At 67.3% G+C, this 17,023-nt stretch carries 14 protein-coding genes and 1 pseudogene; 1 reads left to right on the forward strand and 14 read right to left on the reverse strand.

Annotation, left to right across the window (positions count from 1 at the left end):
- The gene (locus ACH413_RS06785) at positions 1-600 is read right to left on the reverse strand and encodes a DNA-binding response regulator (RefSeq protein ID WP_360037084.1); all 600 of its coding nucleotides are present in this window, start codon (positions 598-600) and stop codon (positions 1-3) included.
- 194 nt (positions 601-794) lie between these two features.
- On the opposite strand from ACH413_RS06785, the gene ACH413_RS06790 reads away from it, so the two are divergent.
- Positions 795-1,031, forward strand: coding sequence for a hypothetical protein (locus ACH413_RS06790; protein WP_360037087.1), 237 nt, complete (start codon positions 795-797; stop codon positions 1,029-1,031).
- A gap of 99 nt (positions 1,032-1,130) precedes the next feature.
- On the opposite strand, the gene ACH413_RS06795 is transcribed toward ACH413_RS06790, so the two are convergent.
- The 13 genes and pseudogenes from ACH413_RS06795 to ACH413_RS06855 form a co-directional block, all read right to left on the reverse strand.
- On the reverse strand, positions 1,131-1,397 hold the full coding sequence (locus ACH413_RS06795; protein WP_396424904.1) for an integrase core domain-containing protein: 267 nt from the start codon (positions 1,395-1,397) through the stop codon (positions 1,131-1,133).
- Positions 1,398-1,647: 250 nt separating this feature from the next.
- Positions 1,648-2,328: pseudogene (locus ACH413_RS06800) on the reverse strand (DDE-type integrase/transposase/recombinase); the annotation flags it as partial.
- A gap of 78 nt (positions 2,329-2,406) precedes the next feature.
- Positions 2,407-3,495 (reverse strand): integrase core domain-containing protein, encoded by a 1,089-nt coding sequence (locus ACH413_RS06805; RefSeq protein WP_360037093.1) that lies wholly within the window; start codon positions 3,493-3,495, stop codon positions 2,407-2,409.
- 219 nt (positions 3,496-3,714) lie between these two features.
- Complete coding sequence (locus ACH413_RS06810; protein ID WP_360037096.1) at positions 3,715-7,977, reverse strand: caspase family protein; 4,263 nt, start codon at positions 7,975-7,977, stop codon at positions 3,715-3,717.
- Positions 7,967-8,827 carry a hypothetical protein gene (locus ACH413_RS06815; RefSeq protein ID WP_360037099.1) on the reverse strand — a complete coding sequence of 287 codons (861 nt, stop codon included), beginning with the start codon at positions 8,825-8,827 and terminating at the stop codon, positions 7,967-7,969. The genes ACH413_RS06810 and ACH413_RS06815 overlap by 11 nt, the downstream gene beginning before the upstream one ends.
- Positions 8,828-9,528: 701 nt before the next feature.
- Positions 9,529-10,890, reverse strand: coding sequence for a pentapeptide repeat-containing protein (locus ACH413_RS06820; protein WP_360037102.1), 1,362 nt, complete (start codon positions 10,888-10,890; stop codon positions 9,529-9,531).
- The gene (locus ACH413_RS06825) at positions 10,820-11,419 is read right to left on the reverse strand and encodes a hypothetical protein (RefSeq protein ID WP_360037105.1); all 600 of its coding nucleotides are present in this window, start codon (positions 11,417-11,419) and stop codon (positions 10,820-10,822) included. Before ACH413_RS06825 ends, ACH413_RS06820 begins: the two co-directional genes overlap by 71 nt.
- Positions 11,420-11,645: 226 nt before the next feature.
- Positions 11,646-13,103, reverse strand: a complete 1,458-nt coding sequence (locus ACH413_RS06830; RefSeq protein WP_360037281.1) for a SulP family inorganic anion transporter — start codon at positions 13,101-13,103, stop codon at positions 11,646-11,648.
- Positions 13,104-13,121: 18 nt separating this feature from the next.
- Positions 13,122-13,244: a hypothetical protein gene (locus ACH413_RS06835; RefSeq protein WP_360037108.1), complete on the reverse strand. Its 123-nt coding sequence runs from the start codon at positions 13,242-13,244 to the stop codon at positions 13,122-13,124.
- The gene (locus ACH413_RS06840; RefSeq protein ID WP_360037111.1) at positions 13,241-13,384 is read right to left on the reverse strand and encodes a hypothetical protein; all 144 of its coding nucleotides are present in this window, start codon (positions 13,382-13,384) and stop codon (positions 13,241-13,243) included. The genes ACH413_RS06835 and ACH413_RS06840 overlap by 4 nt, the downstream gene beginning before the upstream one ends.
- Complete coding sequence (argF, locus tag ACH413_RS06845) at positions 13,384-14,376, reverse strand: ornithine carbamoyltransferase (RefSeq protein ID WP_360037113.1); 993 nt, start codon at positions 14,374-14,376, stop codon at positions 13,384-13,386. The genes ACH413_RS06840 and argF overlap by 1 nt, the downstream gene beginning before the upstream one ends.
- A gap of 13 nt (positions 14,377-14,389) precedes the next feature.
- Positions 14,390-15,634 (reverse strand): arginine deiminase, encoded by a 1,245-nt coding sequence (locus tag ACH413_RS06850; RefSeq protein WP_360037116.1) that lies wholly within the window; start codon positions 15,632-15,634, stop codon positions 14,390-14,392.
- Entirely contained in the window at positions 15,631-17,004 is a 1,374-nt protein-coding gene (locus ACH413_RS06855; RefSeq protein ID WP_360037119.1) for an amino acid permease, read from the reverse strand. The genes ACH413_RS06850 and ACH413_RS06855 overlap by 4 nt, the downstream gene beginning before the upstream one ends.
- Positions 17,005-17,023: the final 19 nt, after the last annotated feature.

Consider the following 17,023-nt stretch of genomic DNA (forward strand, 5'->3'; position numbering starts at 1 on the left):
TCACAACCAGCCGCGGGACTGGGCCCGCAGGATCGCCTCGATCCTGTTGGGCGCCCCCAGCTGCCGGTACAACGCCTGCAGCATCCGGAACATGGCGCGCTCCGAGTAGCCGGCCTGCTGCGCGAGCTGCGCCACTGTCTTGCCCGAGGCCAGACCGCGCAACCACGACAGCTGATCAGGGGACGGGAGCGAACTTGCGAGCCCGCTGGCACCTGTCGCCAGTGCGACCACCGCCGCCGGCGGCAGCACCGCGCGCCCTCTGATCGTCGACTCCACCGCCGCTGTCAATGTTGCCGCGTCGACGTTCCTGGGCAGGATCGACCTAGCCCCGACCTGCACGGCCCTGACGCCGGGGACCGCCGACTCGTCGTCGAGGAGAGCGATCACCCAGTGCGCGGCCGAATAGTTGGCGACGCACGCGAGAAGTTCCCAGTCCTGCTCCCCCACGACACTCAGCAGCACCAGCGACATCTCGGCTCCGCGCAGCCATTCGACGACATCACCGGGCACCTCCACCGCGTGTCCGGCTGCTGCCAGCACAGCGGCAGTGCCCTGCCGGAACATCGGCAACGGGTCGACAACGGCGATGCGAACAGTCACCTGCGTGCCAGATCCCTTCCCGCTGGGCCAATGCCGCCCGGAGATCATCCCCCCACGACCGGTGACGACCACTCATGCGGTCATGAACACGCCGCTCGACGGCAGTCCCCGGCCAGCTAAAGGTCGTGGACCCGCGCCCGCCCTCCTTCCTAACGTCGTCTGCCTTCAGATGCGCCGACGACGAGGGGGATGCGATGGTCTACGACGAGACCGACGGAGGCGCCTACCACGACGTGGGTGACCACGACCCAACGCCCGTGTACGAGCCGGCCCAACTTCCCACGCAGGAGGTACGGAGCCAGATAGTCAAGCTAGGCAGCCAAATCGGCTGGAACCCGGAACGCGTCCAGAAGGCGCTGAAGATCGAGAACAACGAGGACGTCTCGCTGAACGACATCAGGTACGTACTGCGAACGGAGAAGCCCAACTGACCGCGGCTCCCATCGATGCCCCACAGTCTTGGTAGACGCCTTCACGCGCGTCGATCGGCTCAATGGTGTTGTGCGTGCCGAAAACTACATCCGCGCAGGTTAAGCGGCATGGCGATACTCGTGGATGACCCCGCCGAGACGGTCCTGTCGCTCCACGTTGATGTGTTGGATCTGGCCGGATTGAAGATGCTGGGGTCGATCTCGCTGGGGTGCTGCGGCAGCGAGTGACCGGTGGGTTCGGTGCTCGTTGTAGTGCCGCTCGCACTCGCGCAACGCGTGCCGTAAGTGGATGTGGTTCCCGATCAGCGTGCGGTCCAGCAGTTCGGCGCGAAGGGTCTTCACCCAGCGTTCGACGGTGGAGTTCATGCGGGGCATCCGGACACCGGTCTGCACCGTAGGCGAAGCGGACCAGCACGGCCGCGATCATGCCCGATGATGACCGCTACCCACTGACGACTACTGACCTGCACGGACGTATTTCTCGGCACGCACAACCCCACAGGACAAGGACGAGGTACAGCATTCGCAGCGCCACGCCCATGATCATGCCGACTGAACAACGGTGCCCGACCACTGCAGCTCAACGCGTGTGTGCGGAGTTCTGGCACCCCACACCCTGCGATCCGCGGTCGGTATGCACGATGCAGCCGGCGACGTCACTGCGGCGCGCGAGAGCATTGGTGAGCGCGGTGACGGCGAGACGGGACTTCATCCGGGAGTCGATGCAGAAGCCGACGATCCGGTTGGAGCAGGCGTCCTTGACCGCGCAGAGATACAGCTTTCCTTCTGTGGTGCGGTGTTCGGTGATGTCGGCCAAGCCACAACAGGTTAGTTGCGGTGGCGGTGAAGTCGCGTCGGACCAGGTCGTCGTGGACCGGCGGGCCGGCTTTCTTGCCGAACGCGCTCCACCAGCCCATCGAGGGGCAGATCCGCCACGCTGTGCGGTCCGCCATCGACGCACCGGCGTCGCGGGCCTCGTCGGCCAGGAATCGGTAGCCGAACTCCGGGTCGTCGCGTTGCGCGTCGAACAACGCGTTCGCCCGATGAGCACGCTCGAGTTCGGTGGCGGTGACCGGGCGTGCACGCCATCGGTAGTACGGCTATCGAGCGATCCTCAGGACCCGGCACGTCACCGAGACGAGAATCCCGTCCGCGGCCAGCTCGTTCACGAGCGGGTAGAACCTTTTCCCGGCAGATTCGCCTGCGACAGATACGCCGTCGCCCGGCGCAGGACCTCGTTCTCCTGCTCCAGCAGCTTGATCCGCTTGCGCGCCTCACGTAGCTCCGCTGACTCGGCCGGCTCGCACCGGGTTTGGCGCCTTCCTCGACCTCGGCCTGACGCAGCCTGTACCGCCCGGAAAGTCATCGCTGCAGCTCAAGCTGCATATCGGTACTCGTTGATCACCCCGCCGAGGATCCGCGTGCGGACGGGTCGACGGCCAGCGCCGTCAAGATCATCCGCCGCTCCGGAGTGCTCTTGCACGTCTGGCGGCAGCTGGGCGCGGGCCTGGTGAGGCCGGTGCTCGTTGTAGTGCTTTTGGTAGGCAGCAAGTACATGACGCGCGTGACCTTCTCCCATGATGAGGACGTGGTCGAGAGTCTCACGGCGGATGCTGCCGATGATCCGTTCGCAATGCGCGTTCATCCGCGGAGCTCGAGGAGCAGTCGCAATCACACGCAGTTCCTCTGCCTCAAACACGGCGTCGAACGCGTCGCCATACTTACCGTCACGGTCTCGCAGCAGGAAGCGCAGTGACTTCATGCGCACTCCGAGCTCGCCGGCCAAATTCCTCGCCTGCTGCACCGTCCACTCTCGCGTCGGGTGCGCGGTGACGCCGGTGATGTGCAGGCGCCTGGTGCCGTGTTCGAGAAACGCCAGCGCGTACAGGCGTGCTCCGAGCACGGTGTCGACGTGGAAGAGGTCCGCCGCGATGATCCCCTCGGCCTGCGCAGTCAGAAACTCCCGCCACGTCGGGCCGCCTCGCCGCGGCGCCGGATCGATGCCCGCGCGGTTCAGGATCTCCCAGACCGTCGAGGCCCCCAGGCGATGACCAAGCCGAACCAGCTCGCCATGGATCCGCCGATGACCCCACCGCGGATTCTCTCTAGCGAGTCGAAGCACGAGCGCCTTGATCGCTGCTGCGGTTGAGGGACGCCCGGTTCGCCTGCGCGCGGTGTAGTCCCACTTGCGGGCGATGAACCGGCGGTGCCAGCCGAGCAACGTGCCAGGGGTAACCGGGAAGACGTCCTGCCAGCGGGAGCGACGTACCAGTCTCGACAGCGTGGCGAACCAGAACCGGTCCGCGGGCTCGTAACGAACCGGTCGGGCCAACTGCCGACGAATGACAGCGTTCTCGTGCCGCAGAACAAGAAGCTCCGCGTCCTTGGCCGCTTCACTGCAAAGTAGCACCGCCGGAACAGACAGCAACTTGCAGACCACCTGGTACAACAGCGAAGCGATCACCCAGGGATGCTCGCAGCCAGTACAACATCACCGCTCAGAGAAGCGATGACTTTCCGGGCGGCACAACTTATGCAGTCGAAGTGAGACTCGGCCGTCCGGGTGGAGTCGGCAAAGATCGCTCAGTCGTCGAGCTGGACGCGCCGATGGTGTGGGCGTGGCTCTCGTGCATGTGGCAGGCACGGCATAGATTGCAGGCCCTGAACCACGACGATCTACTGGCTACTTGTTTGATCTCCAGTCCGTCACTACCAGGTCCCATCCGATGGTCATGATGATTTCTCGGCCCGGGCCGATGCACAACGTGCCGTTGGCAGTGCTGCGGGCGTAGGTGAGGTCTTGAACCTCGGTACCGTTGGTCAGATCCCACACCCGCACCGTGCCGTCGACACTGCCGCCGGTGACAGCGACGGGCCGTCCGTCGATCACGCTGCACGCCACCGCCCCCACTCCGCCCTCGTGGCCAGTCAGGGTGAAAAGCTGCTCCCCGTTCGTCAGATCCCACACCCGTACCATGTCATCGTCGATTGCGCTGGTGAGGGCGACTGGCCCTCCGTCGATCACGCTGCACGCCACATTCATCTGCCCGGCTTCGTGGCCGGTCAGGATGAACAGTTGCTCCCCGTTGGTCAGATCCCACACCCGCACCGTGCCGTCGGTGCCGCCGGTTACGGCAACGGGCTGTCCGTCGATCACGCTGCACGCCACCGCCCTCGCCGCGCCCTCGTGGCCGGTCAGGGTGAAAAGCTGCTCCCCATTGGTCAGGTCCCACACCCGCACTGTCCCAAGGACCTCGTCGTCGTCGACGTCGACGAGGCGCGCGTCGCTGGTGACAGCGACGGGCTGTCCGTCGATCACGCTGCACGCCACCGCCCAAATCCCGAACTCGTGGCCAGTCAGGGTGAACAGCTGCTCCCCATTGCTCAGGTCCGACACCCGCACTGTGCCGTCGGTGCCGCCGGTTACGGCAACGGGCTGTCCGTCGATCACGCTGCACGCCACCGCCCACACTCCGCCCTCGTGGCCAGTAAGGGTGAACAGCTGCTCCCCATTGGTCAGGTCCCACACCCGCACCGTGCTGTCCCTGCCACCGGTTACAGCGACACAGCGCCCATCCACTTCGGAACACGCAACGTCGCGAATATCGGCCGTGTGGGCGCGAATGTCGTTGTCCTGGTTGGTCGAGGCCTCTAGGGTCCACACCCGCACCGTGCCGTCGACACTGCCGCCGGTTACGGCGACGGGCTGTCCGTCGATCACGCTGCACGCCACCGCCCACACCCCGTCCTCGTGGCCGGTTAGGGTGAGCAGCTGCTCCCCATTGGCCAGGTCCCACACCCGCACTGTGCCGTCGGTGCCGCCGGTTACGGCAACGGGCTGTCCGTCGATCACGCTGCACGCCACCGCCCACACCGCGCCCTCGTGGCCAGTCAGGGTGAACAGCTGCTCCCCGCTCGTCAGATCCCACACCAGCACCGCCCCAGGGATGTCGTAGAGGCCGTCCCTGGTGGTGACGACGGCGACGGGCTGTCCGTCGATCACGCTGCATGCCACCGACCCAACCTCGTGGCCGGTCAGCAAAGTGAGGATCTGCTCCCCGTTGGTCAGGTCCCACACCCGCACTGCGCCTCTGTCCAAGGTGACGGCGACGGGCTGTCCGTCGATCACGCTGCACGCCACCGACCCCCGCTCGCCCTCGTGGCCAGTAAGTGTGAGCAGCTGCTCCCCATTGGCCAGGTCCCACACCCGCACTGTGCCGTCGGTGCCGCCGGTTACGGCAACGGGCTGTCCGTCAATCACGCTGCACGCCACCGCCCACACCGCGCCCTCGTGGCCAGTCAGGGCGAACAGCTGCTCCCCGCTCGTCAGATCCCACACCAGCACCGCTCCAAGGACCTCGTCGTCGACGAGGCGCACGCTGGTGGTGACGGCGACGGGTTGTCCGTCGATCACGCTGCACGCCAACGACCCCAGCTCTCCCTCATGGCCGGTCAGCAGAGTAAGGAGCTGTTCCCTGTTAGTCAGGTCCCACACCCGCACTGTGCGGTCGATGCCGCCGGTTACGGCGACGGGCTGTCCGTCGATCACGCTGCACGCCACCGCCCAAATCCCGAACTCGTGGCCGGTTAAGGCGGAGTGCAGGGCTGTGCTGGTTTGTTGTCCCGTGGCCCAGCGGGGAGCCCATCGCAGTGGCTGGGCCAGGACCTGGTGAAGTGGTGCGTTGAATCGTGCCGCGTCAGTGGCCAGGATCTGTCGGCGTGCGTTGGTCGTGAGGTGGCGGTGCACGGCGGCAGAGGCACGGTAAACCGCACAGATGAGCCTAGCTTCGTCGGTGGTGACGCTGTGTAGGACGGTGAGCAGTTCGTCGGGGTGGGCGTACACCAGGTAGTTGGCGTCGGTGATGACGTCGTCGAGCAGGTCGCATCGTTCGGCGTGGGTGGCGAGGTGGCGCAGCGTGTATGGGTGGGCGTGCGCCCAGTCGCGGGTCCCGTCTGCGGTCACCGGGACGCGGGAGAGCAGCACGTGGACGAAGGCGCGGTGGACCGCGTGCTCGTCGAGACCCTCGCGCAGATGTTCGGCCAGGGCCTGGTGGTATAGGCGGTAGGCCGAGCGGTCCGCTTCGGTGGCCTCGACCACGTAGGAGCCGGCGGCCTGCCGAAGCCACATCACGTCCTGGTCGCTATAGGGCTGGCCAGCGATGCGAGATGCCAGAAGTGCCCAGATGTCCTCCCATGGCAGGCCTTGGCCTTCAGCAAAGGCCAAGGGTCGCAGCAGGTCACGCGCGCGGTCGGCGTGCTGGCCGAGCCGGGTATGCAGATCTTTGTGCATGGCTGGGCCGGGCAGGCGAGGCAGGGATCGCCGCCAGACCGGGTCGGCCGGGTCGGGGATGTCGGGTGCCGCGGCCAGGGTGCTGCTGGTGATGCGGGCGACCAGGAATGAGGGGTCCGAGGTCTGGGCGACCGCTCGCGCGACGGCTCGGATCAGCGCTGGGGACTGGCCGGGATAGGGGCTGTCGGGGTGGGAGCTGATGAGCCCGCGGGCGGCGTAGGTGGTCAGGGCGTCGAGGTCGGCGTAGCGGGCCGCGTCCAGATCGATGCTGTGCTGGCGCTGAAGCTCGAGGTGTGGCAGTAGGTGCGGGCGAGTGCCGACGAGCAGCCGTAGCTGTCCGCGGGCGTGCTCGGCCAGCGGATGCAGCAGCCGGCGGGTCAGTTCGTCGGGATGGGCGGCCTCGTCGAGTGCGTCGATCAGCACGGTCAACGGGGCGTCGCGGCCGGTGAGGGCCTCGAGGAGTTCGCCTGGAGTGTCTGCCCTGACGCGTATCGCCGCCACGATGGCCTGCAGAACCTGGTCGGTGGTGAGGTTCTGCGCGTAGACGACCACATCGACTGAATCTGCGGGTGGTACAGCGGCGTGCGGCAGACCGAGCGCGTCCAGCGGGACGGTCCGGCGCCGTTCCGGATGGGTCAGCGTCGCGACGAGTCCGAGCACGGCGGTTTTGCCTGAGCCTGGACCGGCGGTCACCGCGAGCATCGGCCGGGCGGGGTCCGGGTGGGTCAACCAGTAGGTGAGATCGATCAGCGCGTCGTGGCGGCCAGAGAACCACCATCCCTGGTCGGGATGGTGGCCGCCCATCGCCCGGACCAGCAGCCGGGTGCGGTACTCGATGTCGCGCTGCTCGTCCTGGGCATCCCACTCGCTGGCCTGCTGGATCGCCAGGTCGACCTCCGTCATCCGCGGGTCGTGCCGGGGGTTGGGCAGAAACGGCGGGATCGCGCCGGTGAGCTGAGCCAATGTCGAGGTGACCGTCTGGAAACCCGGCCGTTCGGGATTGGTATTGATCGATTTGATCACCGAGTCCAGTGGCAACGTGCTGGGGGTGAGGCCTGCGTTGGACAGGTCGTCCACGGCCTGGCGCAGCAGGCGGGGAAAAGCCCCAGTGTGGGCCTGTTCGGTAGGCTGGGCGGAGGTGATGACCACCAGCGCGCAGCCGATCTCGTCCTGCCAGTGCCGGGTCATGCCGGTGAGCGCGGCCGCGGCCAGTTCCTGCCCGCCTTGGCCGGAGTAGCACGTGTCCAGCATCAGCAGCACCCGCCGCACGCTGGTGTCCAGCAGCATCTTGCGGGCGAGGTCGGCGGTCGGCAGCGCGTCGGCGATGTCGTCGGGGTCGGTGTCGCAGGTCAGCAGAACGTGGTCGCCGCTACCGTCGAGAATCTCGCCGTGGCAGGCGATGTACACCACGAGCAGGTCGTTCGGGCGCCGCTGCGGTGAGCGGCAGAACGCGCGCAACCCGGCGGTGAGCTGATCTCGAGTTGGGTCCATTCCGAGATCGCTGACATGGGTGTACCCCATGGAACCGGTGAACAGGTCGACCATCTCCTGCCGGGCCTGCTGCAGGCCGGGCCGGTCCCACTGCGGTGCGTGGCGGTGGTGAGCAACTGCGGTCGCGATCAGGTAACGACGGCCGTCATCGTGCTCAATGCTCATTCAGGCCCCTGGTGATCGCGGCGCCGGTCAGCTTGTCGGTCAGGTAGGCGGTGGCGTCGTGAGCGTGCGCGCCGTTGTGCACCACGGCGTTGCGCACCCGGTCCCCGAACCGGTGCCGCAAGTCCTTCTCCAACGCCACCACGTCACCCGCATCGGCGACGTTGGTCCACACCAGGCCCTCCGGCCCCGGCCAGGCACCACGACCGGCACACGGCACCGGATCGAGCTGGTCGAAGATCAGGTTCGGGATGCCCAGCGGGGAACCGATCGTAACTAGCGCCCGCACCGAGTGTCCGGGCAGCGAGCACAAGGCCTCGTAGGCCACCACCGAGCCCAGCGAATGCGCGACCACCACCCTCGTCTCGGGCGTGATCAGGGCGGTCACCCGAGCTCGTGCGGCCTGCCGCAGCCGCGGCTCGAGCAGGTACCGGGCGACCTGCTTGAGGTCGAATACCAGCGCCCGCAACGCAACCTTGGCGAAGAACCGCGACCGTGACAACGCCAGCAGCCCCGCCTGCACCGCGGTCGGCATCCGCACGAGCGTATCCGCCTCAGGGCCGACCACAGCTGGGTCGACGGCAGCGGCTTCGCGCCACCAAGCCAACAACAGATCCTGCTCCAGACCGGGCTGTAGGTCCGCGGCACGGTAGTGCGGGTCCCCGACAGCCAGCAGCTGCCCAGGCGGGCGGAACAGGTCACCATAGAACGCCACGACGATGTCACCGTCTGGCACAGCCGGACCTTCAGCACGGGTGACGCCATCAGCGATCGCCGGGCCCCAGGCCTGCAACAGGGACTGCTCACCGCGCTGCTGTTGAGCGATGCCGTGCACGCAGACAACCCGAGCCATGTCAGCCCCTTCGCCCCCTGCCCGCCACACCGGCGAACCCGCAACGTCACCAAGACAGATCGTCACGACCACACCAGCCGTTGCAGCGCCTCGGCCGGTTCCCCCGAACAGCGCATTCAGCCGTCCTGGACGGGCCGGGTCCTCACGTGCTGTTCCCACTGAGATCGAGTGCGGTTCCAACCCGATTCGGTGTAGCTGGACGGCGTCCTCGGTCCAGCCGCCTGGGACGATCGAGGTCCATCGCCGCGCCGGCGTGCATCGCGCGGTCGTGAGCGTCGGCGTCCTGAATGTAGAACTGCCCGTAGTCGGCGAACAGAACGCCGTGCCGCACTGCGATCCTCGCCGCAGCGTAGTAGGGCGACAACATTCGCGGTACGTCTCGGTGAACCGCCGCGCGCGAGGGCTGTCTGAGGAAGTGACCCAACAACTGAGACTGATCATGGTGACATCGGCGTAAGACACAGCCGGAACACGCAGGTCACGCAAGATCGACATCCTACGAGCGGTGGGACCCTACAGGTACTTGTAGGATCTCAATTCCCGTGGCAAATTCTCAATGATCTTGGCAACTGATTGGCAAATATGCCATTGGATTGAGATTGATCATCGCCGAGCCATTCGAGTGGGTGGATGTCAGCCGCAGTGGTGCCGCGCGAGATGCCCAGGTTGCACGAGATCAACATGTCCCGCCTGGTGCGTTCCTAGGACTCCTCCGTCCTTGCGTCGACCACGACACGCCGATCGAGCACCACCGGTACCGGAACCAGCTGCATCCACTGGCCATCCTCACTGGTCGATGATTCGGCAGGGACACACGTCCAGCCTTCCGGCCACGTGCCCTGTGACGTGCACCCCTCGGCGAGCTGAATCCGAGCGCTACGACATGTGGCTGTTGAAGTAAACACGGCGCCGCCCAACCTAGCGTAGCTAGGGAACGTCGCGCGGTCGAACCAGACGGCACTAGTGAAGGTTGCGCCGTCGAACTGGGCGCTATTATTGAAAGTTGCGCCGAAAAACTGGGCGCTTTTATTGAAGGTTGCTTCGTCGAACCGCGCCTTGTATTTGAAGGTCACGCGGTCGAAACACACGTCGCCCCTGAAGGTCGTCCTGTTGAAGCTCGCGCCACTGGTGAAGGTTGCACCCTCGAAACGTGCGCTGCTGGTGAAGGTCGCGCTGCCGAACAAAGCGACGCCAGTGAAGGTCGCGCCGCCAAATCGGGCGCTGTCGATGAAGGTTGCGCCGTCGAACCAAGCGTCGCCGGCAAAGGTCGTGTGGTCGAACCAAGCGCTGCCAGCGAGCGTCGCGCGGTGAAACCCTGCGGGACCGTTGAAGATCGTGCCGTCGAACCAGGCGGCACCAGCGAGGGTCGTGCGGTCGAACGATGCGATGCCGTTGAAGGTCGCACCGTCGAACCTGACGCCGTGTCGGCATCGATAGCCCGCTCGCCCGTGAACCCAATGCTTGTCCATCCGACGGCCACACAACCCACATACGACGAGCCCAGCCAGCATGTAGCACCGGACCTCACCGTCCTTGGACGGCTTCGCCAACCGCAAGCCCTGCACCGCGACGAAGGTCTCGTCATCGACGAGAGGCTCGTGCGCGATTCGCTCGGACACCTCCCATTCGCTGACCGGGTTGTACCGCAGCGCTCCCGAGCCGCGGCCGCCAACACGCCCGCCAGGCCCGTGGCCGGTTGTGCTGCTGCGGTTCCACACCTGCCGACCGGTGTAGCGCGGGTTCTCCAAAATCATCGCCACCGTCCGCACGATCCACCGCTCACCTGACCTATGCGCATTCCGCTTGGGGTCGGCTCCCGACGGGCACACAACGCCACGCTCGTTGAGCTCTCGCGCCAACGACGCCACCGTCCGGCCGCGAGCACGTTCGGCGAACATCCACCGCACCCACGGAGCTGTCACCGGGTCCGGCGCCAGCACCTGCACCCGCCGGCCCCATCGACCATGCACCGGATTCGGATGCCGACCACCATCAACCAGTCGATATCCGTAAGGCGGCCGACCACCCAGGAACCGGCCCTGGACTCGAGTCTGCGCCCGCATCGCCGCAAGCACTCGTTGGCGCGCCCTGCGCCTTGGCCACCTCACGCTGCGCCTGAGCACCCAACAGCACCATCAGGGCCTCGTGCACCGGGCTACCCAGCTCCACCGGACCACCCGCCTCCGGCAGCCACACCGCAACACCCAGCGCGTTCAGCCCTGACACAACCTCACGGAACTGATCACCATGAAACGCCCGCTCGTACTCCCCCACCACGACCGCATCGAACTCGCGACCAGGATCCGCGGCGGCGGCCAGCAAGGCCCCGGCTTCCGGACGGTCCAGCCACGACCACCGCCGTGAGACACCCACATCGAAGAACTCCGCGACAACCGAGCCAACGCCGTCGATCAACTCCTCCGACACCGCCCGCTGCCACGCACGAGACGTCTGCACGTCCTGGAACGTGCTCGTCGACATCCGGCCGTAGAAGGCGAACCGCAACCCGGCAGAGTCAGTCGAATCCGCCTCTGGCTTCGCATGGCAAACCGACAGCCTGGCCACGAAGTCAGCACCTGCCACAGCCGCCATGACGCCTCCATCTCCGGCCCGCTCAATCGCCTGCAGCACCTGAGACAGTTCATTCGCAGACGGCGTGACGCCTGTCGGCCAGCGATCGCCCAAACGGATCAGTGAACCGCAGAGCAGCAGTCTGCCAATCTAGGCTGCGAGCAAGTTGCACAAGGTGCTCTTGCGCAAGGTCCAGTCGACTGACCCGGGGTGTCCTCCTGACAGTCGGCGGCATATCAGCGAGTCGTCACGGCAACGTCCCGTTGCGGCGCAAGTGGTCTCGTGCGTACTCGATGGCTTCGGGCGTGCTGGCGAACGTGGGTACCGCGTGTACCTCCAGTTGGCGGCGGTGCTCGTCGCGCACGCCGGAGAGCAGCACGGTGACGCCTCTCTGCCGGAGTCTCTCGACGGCGTCCCACAGCACGAGCGCTCCCGTTCCATCCATTGTCGACACGTGGGACATGCGCAGGATCACCACGGAGACGGCGGCGATCTCGGTGAGTTCCAGCAGGAAGCGATGCGCCGCGGCGAAGAACAGCGGCCCGTCGAGGCGGTAGGCGACGATGTGCTGGGCGAGCAGTTCGTGTTCCTCCAGCGTGTGGTCGCCGGGCTCCAGGGGTTCCTCGTCGATCCGCGCCGACCTGGCGACGGCGCGCAGCGCCAGCGCTCCCGCCACGACGAGGCCGACGATCACGGCGGTGACCAGGTCGAGTGCCAGTGTCGCGATCGCGGTGAGGGCGAGCACCACGGCGTCGGAGCGGTTCGCGCGCATCAGCACCCGCACCGAACCGACCTCAATCATGCGCACTGCGGTGGCGAGCAGCACGCCGGCCAGCACGGCCAGCGGGATGCGTTCGACCAGACGTGCCGCGACGAGCATGATCGCGGCGAGCGTCGCGGCGTGCACCAGTGCCGCCAGCCGAGAGCTCGCGCCGGATCGGACGTTGACCGCGGTCCTGGCGATCGCCGCGGTCGCGGGCACGCCGCCGAACATCGGGGTGATGACGTTGGCGATGCCCTGGCCGAAGAGTTCCCGGTCCGGGTCGTGGCGCTGGTTCACGCTCATTCCGTCGGCGACCGTCGCGGACAGCAGGCTCTCCAGTGCGGCGAGGGCGGCCACGGCGACCGCGGACGGCAGCAGCGACCACAGCACGCTCAGGTCGAGGAACGACAGCGACGGCGCGTGCAGCAACGCAGGCAGCGTGCCGATTCGCGGCACGGGCAGGGAGCAGGCCTCCGCCACCACCGTGCCCACCGCTACGGCCAGCAGCGAGAATGGAACGGCGGGCTTCCAGCGTGCGCCGACGAGCGTGACCGCGGCGACCCCGCACGCGAGGGCGACGGCGGGAAGCGAAGGGCCGGAACCGAACGCGCGGACCGCGTTCATCACGACGTTGTGGCTGTCGGGCGTGGGCACACCGAGTGCCGCGGGGATCTGCTGCAGCGCGATGACCGCGGCGATCCCGATGGTGAAGCCCTCGATCACGGGAGCGGGCACGTACCGTATGTAGCGCCCTGCCCGGGCCGCTGCCAGCGCAAGGAGCAGCACACCCGCGAGCAGCCCGACGGTCAGCACGCCGCCCGGCCCGAACGTGGCCACGATCGGCACCAGCACCACCGTCATCGCTCCGGTGGGACCGGACACCTGCAGGCTGGAACCACCGAAGACCGCTGCCAGCGCGCCCGCGACGATCGCGGTCGCCAGGCCCGCGGCGGCTCCGAGTCAGGACGCCACACCGAACCCCAGTGCCAGCGGCAACGCCACGACCGCGACCGTCAGACCGGCGACGAGGTCCCGTGGTGTGGCGGTCGCCCAGTCCGCCCTGACAGGCAGGAAAGCTCTCACGCGGAGTCCTCGCGCAACTGCGCGAGCAACTCGTTCTGCCCGACCAGCAGCTCGGCGAGGTGGTGGAGCTGGACGGACGCGTCCGCGCGTTCGCCGCGCATGAGCAGGGCGTTGCCTCCGAGTGCGACGACGATGCGCATCAGGAGGCCAGTCCGGCGACGATGACCGCCTTGATGGTGTGCAGGCGGTTCTCGGCCTGGTCGAAGACGACCGAGGCGGGTGAGGAGAAGACCTCGTCGGTGACTTCGGCTCCGTCGAGGCCGTACTGGTCGTGGACCCGGCGGCCGATGGTCGTGGTGCGGTCGTGGATGGACGGCAGGCAGTGCAGGAACTTCGTGTCGGGTTTGCCGGTGGCCTTCATCAGCTCGGCGGTGACGCGGTAGGGCGTCAGCAGGGGCACGCGGGTGTCCCAGGCCTCGGGTGAGTCGCCCATGCTGACCCACACGTCGGTGTAGATGAAGTCGACGCCTGCGACGGCCTCTTCGGGGTCCTCGGTGACGAGCACGCGGGCACCACTGGCCGCCGCCAGCTCGTGGGCCTTGGCGATCACGTCGGCGGGTGGCTGCAACTCGGCGGGTGCGCCGATTCGCACGTCCATGCCGAGCAGTGCGCCGGTGATGAGCAGGGAGCGGGCGACGTTGTTGTGGCCGTCGCCGACGAAGGCGAACTTGATGTCCTCGATCTGGCCGGTGGAGTTCTCGGTCATGGTGAGGATGTCGGCGAGCATCTGGGTGGGGTGCCAGGAGTCGGTGAGGCCGTTCCACACGGGAACGCCGGCGTGGTCGGCGAGCGTTTCGACGGTGTCCTGGGCGAAGCCGCGGAACTCGATGGCGTCGAACATGCGGCCGAGCACTTTGGCGGTGTCCGGGATGGACTCCTCGCGGCCCATGTGGGAGCCGGTCGGGTCGAGGTAGGTGACGTGGGCGCCCTGGTCGTGGGCGGCGACTTCGAAGGCGCAGCGGGTTCTGGTCGAGCTCTTCTCGAAGACCAGCGCGATGTTCTTGCCTGTCAGCAGCGGGTGTTCGGTGTGGGATGCCTTGGCGCGCTTGAGTCCGCGGGCCTGGGAGACGAGGTCGAGGAACTTCTCCTTGGTGAGGTCGAGTTCCTTGAGCAACGAGCCGGGGTGTCGCATCGGAGTGGTCCTTTCAGATGCCGTCGCGCTGGATCGGGCAGGTCATGCAGCGGGCGCCGCCCCGGCCGCGGCCGAGTTCGTTGCCGGGGATGGAGATGACCTCGATGCCGTGGTCGGCGAGCATGGTGTTGGTGACGGTGTTGCGCTCGTAGCCGACGACGACGCCGGGTGCGAGTGCGAGGAAGTTGTTGGCGTCGTCCCACTGTTCGCGTTCGGCGGCGCGGGCGTCCTCGTCCGCGCACAGGACACGTAGCCGGTCGATGCCGAGGAGATCGGCGATGGTGGCGAACACCGAGGTCCGCTCCTGCACGCGCAGGCCGGCCGAGCTTCGTTCGACGACCTCTTCCGCGTCGGCTGGGGTGATCACCCACGTCTTCAGCGTCTCGGGGTCGAGGCCTGGGTAGCGGATGAACGTGTTGAGGTCGAGCATCGTCATGACCGTGTCGAGGTGCATGAGGGCGTGCGAGCGGGGCAGCTGTACGGCGATCACGGAGCTCGCCTGGCCGGTGCGGAAGAGTTCGCGGGCGAGGATCTCGACGCCCATCGGGGTGGTGCGCTCCCCCATGCCGATCAGCACGGTGCCGCGGCCGAGTACGAGGATGTCGCCGCCTTCCAGCGTGGCGGGCTGGTGGTTGGCGTCCTCGGCGCCGTAGTAGGTCGGGAACGTCGCGTCGGCGAACTGCGGGTGGAAGCGGTAGATGGCTTGGCAGTGCAGGGATTCGCGGCGGCGGGCGGCTTTTGCCATCGGGTTGATGGTGACGCCGCCGTAGATCCAGGCGGAGCTGTCGCGCGGGAACAGGGTGTTCGGTAGCGGTGGCAGGACGAAGTCGTCCAGTCCGAGGCTGTTCCAGCGCAGGCTGGGCACGCCGAGTGGAGACAGGTCGGCGCGGGTCACGCCGCCGACCAGGAGCTCGGCGAGCACCGGAGCGTCGACCTTCTCGGCGAACTCGCGCACCGGACCGGCGAGGGTCGGTCCGAGCAGTTCCGGGGTGCAGACCCGGTCCAGCACGAACGCGCGGGCCTCCGGCAGGGCCAGGGTCTCGGCGAGCAATGTCCCGGTGTGGTGCACGGTGATGCCGCGTTCACGCAGTTTCGCGGCGAAGACGTCGTGTTCCTCCTGGGCCTTTGAGGCCCAGAGCACGTCGTCGAACAACAGCTCGTCGCAGTTGCGCGGGGTGAGCCTGCTCAGTTCGAGGCCTGGACGGTGCACGATCACCTGGCGGAGCGTGCCGACCTCCGATCCGACGCCGAGGGTCATGACCCCACCTCGCCATACTCGCGGCGGCCGACCTTGAGCCAGATGTAGAGCGGCACACCCAGCAGCAGACAGATGACGCCGTAGTAGACGGCCTGATAGCCGCTGCCAGCGAGCGCCCAGAAGGCGAAGGCGAGGGCGAGGACCGAGACGGTGCAGTCGCGCACGAGGTGCGGCCACTCGGCTTTGCGGCCGCGGACCAGCAGCCAGTACAGCTGCGCGGCGGCACTGAACAGGTACGGGACGACAGCGGTGAACACCGACAGCAGCACGAGCGTGGTGAAGACCTGCTCGAAGTTGGTGTAGCTGACGACGACCAGTGCCGAGGCGAGCACGGTGGAGCTGATGATGCCAAAGCTCGGGATGTCACCGCGAGTGCGCAGGAACGCCTTCGGGAACAGCTTGTCCTTCGCCGCAGCCATCGGCATCTCGCCGACGATCAGCGTCCAGCCGACGAGGCAGCCGATACCGGACACCACGGCGGCGATCGCCACGGCCTGACCGGCCCACTGGCCACCGAAGATGGCGTTGGCGGCGTCGGTGAACGGCGCCGAGGTCCCGCGCAGCGTCTCGTTGGGCACGGTGCCGAAGACGGTGAGGGTGCCGAGGATGTAGATGACGGCGCAGCCGATCGTGCCGAACACGGTGGCGCGTCCAACGTTGCGTTCGGGGTCGCGGACGCGGCCGGCGGCGACCGAGGCGGTCTCGATGCCGATGTAGCTGAACAGTGCGATCGCGGCTGCGGCCGAGATGGCACCAGCGATCGAGGTGCCGCTGGCGTTGAACGGGCCGAAGTTCGCCGACTTGATGAAGATCAGGCCGACGGTGGCCATGAACACCAGTGGCACGATCTTCAGCACGGTGAAGACGATCTGCGTGACGGCCATGTTCCGCAGCCCGGACAGGTTGACCAGGGCAGGAATCCACAGGCCCGCCAACGCGATCACGATGGACCAGACGACCTGGTGTTCGGTGTTGACGAACACCTCGACGTAGCCGACCAGCGCCACGACGATCGCGGCGTTGCCCGCCCAGGCGGTGATCCAGTAGCACCAGGCGTTGAGGAAGCCGGCGAACTCGCCGAACGCGTCCCTGGCGTACACGTACGGGCCGCCGGAGCCGCTGATGCGCTTCGCCAGCGCGCCGAACGTCAGGGCGAGGGCCAGCGCGCCGATCGACACGAGAACGAACGCCACGAGACTGACCGGGCCGAACGCCGCGAGAGCGGTCGGCAGGCCGAACACACCGGTCCCGATCACCGATCCGACCACCAGCGCGGTCGCGGTGGGCAGGCCGAATCTGGACGGGCGTGGCTGCTCACTTCCCGAACCGGGCCGCGTCGCGGCCTCCGGTCCGGCTACGTCTGTGCTCACGGCGAGCTCCTCACTCCGA

The organism is Lentzea sp. NPDC020367 (genome assembly GCF_044387305.1).
GTDB lineage: Bacteria > Actinomycetota > Actinomycetes > Mycobacteriales > Pseudonocardiaceae > Lentzea.

What these genes read in the sequence shown, in the direction of transcription:
- ACH413_RS06790 (WP_360037087.1), top strand. Translation starts at nt 795, where the DNA reads ATGGTCTACGACGAGACCGACGGAGGCGCCTACCACGACGTGGGTGAC.
- ACH413_RS06795 (WP_396424904.1), bottom strand. Translation starts at nt 1,397, where the DNA reads ATGAACTCCACCGTCGAACGCTGGGTGAAGACCCTTCGCGCCGAACTG.
- ACH413_RS06810 (WP_360037096.1), bottom strand. Translation starts at nt 7,977, where the DNA reads ATGAGCATTGAGCACGATGACGGCCGTCGTTACCTGATCGCGACCGCA.
- ACH413_RS06815 (WP_360037099.1), bottom strand. Translation starts at nt 8,827, where the DNA reads ATGGCTCGGGTTGTCTGCGTGCACGGCATCGCTCAACAGCAGCGCGGT.
- ACH413_RS06820 (WP_360037102.1), bottom strand. Translation starts at nt 10,890, where the DNA reads ATGCGGGCGCAGACTCGAGTCCAGGGCCGGTTCCTGGGTGGTCGGCCG.
- ACH413_RS06825 (WP_360037105.1), bottom strand. Translation starts at nt 11,419, where the DNA reads ATGGCGGCTGTGGCAGGTGCTGACTTCGTGGCCAGGCTGTCGGTTTGC.
- ACH413_RS06840 (WP_360037111.1), bottom strand. Translation starts at nt 13,384, where the DNA reads ATGCGCATCGTCGTCGCACTCGGAGGCAACGCCCTGCTCATGCGCGGC.
- argF (WP_360037113.1), bottom strand. Translation starts at nt 14,376, where the DNA reads ATGCGACACCCCGGCTCGTTGCTCAAGGAACTCGACCTCACCAAGGAG.
- ACH413_RS06850 (WP_360037116.1), bottom strand. Translation starts at nt 15,634, where the DNA reads ATGACCCTCGGCGTCGGATCGGAGGTCGGCACGCTCCGCCAGGTGATC.